Genomic DNA, 2,053 nt, shown 5'->3' on the forward strand with positions numbered 1-2,053 from the left:
GGGGGCTACTAGGCGGGGCCGGATGTGACGTGGGTCCTGTGGGCCGCCTCACCGGCAGGGGGGCCGGATCTCACCTTCCGTGTCCGGCCGGAGCCTCTCGGGTGCGTGTCCCGGGCCACTCCTACAGGGAGCGGGTGGCGCCGAAGCCGCTCTCGTGCGTCCAGACGTGGGTGCAGCCGGGGCACTGGAGGTGGAGGAGGCTGCCCTTGTTGGAGAGGAGGTAGCGCCAGTGCCGGGAGCAGGTCCGGCGTTCTCCGCACGGCTCGCAGCCCCGGGTGTCGTCGCACCGGGGGCAGGGCACCCAGGCCCGGCGTCCGATCTCGGCCTGCGGGTCAAGGGGCAGCATGGCCGCCCCCGCGCACGGGCAGGACACCGGCCGCCACCAGGTCGTCGTACATGCGCTGCTGCTCCGCGTCGAGACCGGAGTAGAGCAGGTCGTACGCCTCCTCCTCACCCCTCAGGACCTCGACCGGGTCCCAGTCGGGGCCGAGCGCGGCCATCACCTGGGCGCGCCGGAGTATCTCCTGGGAGGTGAGGTCGACGGCGAAGTCGACCGGTTCTGCTGCGTCGCCCGGGCCGGTGGCGGGCGTGGAGTGATGCGAGGACATGGGGCAGAACTTAGGTAACCCTTTGTTCCCGGGTCAAGGAACGTGGGCGGAGTCACATCCCGGCCTCCACGGGGCATCAGGACAAACCAAGATCGGCCGCTGTTCGGGGTCGGTGCTTCGGGACGGAGCTCCTGGGCATCCTCGGGCCATGGCCCTGAAAATTTCGTGGCTGAACCACGCGATCGCCGATGCCGGTCTCGTCGCCCTGTACTGGTTCCCCGAGGAAGCCGGCGGGGACGAGAGCGCCCTCGCGGGCGTGCTCCGCTTCTCCCGCGTGTCGCGCACCCGCGTCCAGGTGCCCGCCGCCCCGCGGGAGAGGGCCGCCTGGAACGCCGCCGCCCTCGTCTACCTCGGTGAACTCATCTCCGCCCTGGCGGAGTTGGAGCGGGTCGAGGACCGTGTCCGGCGGTGGCGCAGGCGGTCGGGGAGCCGCCGGTGGGGCGAGGCGACGCGCAGGAGGGCCGGGGCGGCCTTCCTGGACCGGGTGGAGCCCGCGGCGGACGCCTACCGGCCGGTGCGCGAGGCCGTGGAGCGCAGGATCGCCGAGCAGGAGGCCGAACGCGTCGAGGCGGGCCGGCGCGCCCACCGGGAACAGGAGCGGCGGCGGGAGGAGGCCCGGGCCCGGTTCGAGGCGTGGGAGTGGCGCCAGGCGGCCGCGGACCGGCCGCTGCCCGGCGGCAGCACCCCGCGGGAGCTGGCGGCGCGGGGCGAGAGGCCGCAGGACTGGCCCGCCGAGCTGCGCGAGACGGTCGGTGACGTCGACGCCTGGTGGCAGCGCGTCCTCGCGGCGGTCCGCAACGAGCGGGCCCGCGAGGAGGCCGTGCGGACCGTGGCCGCCGCGGTCACCGCGACCGCCGGGGCCCTGGAGGCGGCCGGCCGGCCCGGCATCGGCATCGTCAAGGACAGGCCGTACGAGGCGCGCCACGGCTGGTGGGTGCACTTCACCTGGTCCGGCCTGCCGGACACCACCCCGTTCCTCGGGACTCCGGCGGGCATGCCGACGGGACACCTGCACGCGGGGCGGTGGCACGCCGGCGGGTTCCACCCGGACCGGGTGCTCCTCCTGCGGAAGCCCTCCGGCGTCTACGGTCTGGCGGTCGTGACCAGCGAGAACATCGCGAACGGGCTGGCGACCCGGTACAAGTGGTGGGACTGGGAGATCGACCGCTTCGCGCAGGCCCTGGTCCCCGACCGGCTCGCCTACCACACGTCCCACACGTACGAGGTCTCGGTGCGCCTGCCCCTCGTCGACCACGCCGACCCTGCCGTCTACGTCCCGTACGCCGACGCGGTCGCCCGCCGGGCGACCGCCGCCTTCCGCGCGCTGACGTCCACCCCGGCCCGCCCCGACCCGGCCTAGGTGTTCTGTCCAGGGAGGTTGTGGACGGGTGATGCAGGTCTCGGTTGAGGGATCTTGAAATGGGTGAGGGCCTTCTGGCCTGGTG

At 73.9% G+C, this 2,053-nt stretch carries 3 protein-coding genes; 1 reads left to right on the forward strand and 2 read right to left on the reverse strand.

Features of this window, described 5'->3' with window-relative positions; genetic code table 11:
* Nucleotides 1–121: 121 nt before the first annotated feature.
* Together AB0469_RS41085 and AB0469_RS41090 are read right to left on the reverse strand one after the other, a co-directional pair.
* Entirely contained in the window at nt 122–346 is a 225-nt protein-coding gene (locus tag AB0469_RS41085; RefSeq protein ID WP_366456723.1) for a hypothetical protein, read from the reverse strand.
* Nucleotides 333–608, reverse strand: coding sequence for a DUF6400 family protein (locus tag AB0469_RS41090; RefSeq protein WP_366456724.1), 276 nt, complete (start codon nt 606–608; stop codon nt 333–335). The genes AB0469_RS41085 and AB0469_RS41090 overlap by 14 nt, the downstream gene beginning before the upstream one ends.
* 148 nt (nt 609–756) lie before the next feature.
* Between AB0469_RS41090 and AB0469_RS41095 the strand changes: the two genes are divergently transcribed.
* Nucleotides 757–1,968, forward strand: coding sequence for a hypothetical protein (locus AB0469_RS41095; RefSeq protein WP_366456725.1), 1,212 nt, complete (start codon nt 757–759; stop codon nt 1,966–1,968).
* Nucleotides 1,969–2,053: the final 85 nt, after the last annotated feature.

Origin of the sequence: Streptomyces sp. NPDC093801 (assembly GCF_040701585.1) — a bacterium.
Classification (GTDB): Bacteria; Actinomycetota; Actinomycetes; order Streptomycetales; family Streptomycetaceae; genus Streptomyces.

Bases quoted from the DNA above. Each gene is read 5' to 3' on its own strand.
- AB0469_RS41085 (WP_366456723.1), bottom strand. From the start codon at position 346: ATGCTGCCCCTTGACCCGCAGGCCGAGATCGGACGCCGGGCCTGGGTG.
- AB0469_RS41090 (WP_366456724.1), bottom strand. From the start codon at position 608: ATGTCCTCGCATCACTCCACGCCCGCCACCGGCCCGGGCGACGCAGCA.
- AB0469_RS41095 (WP_366456725.1), top strand. From the start codon at position 757: ATGGCCCTGAAAATTTCGTGGCTGAACCACGCGATCGCCGATGCCGGT.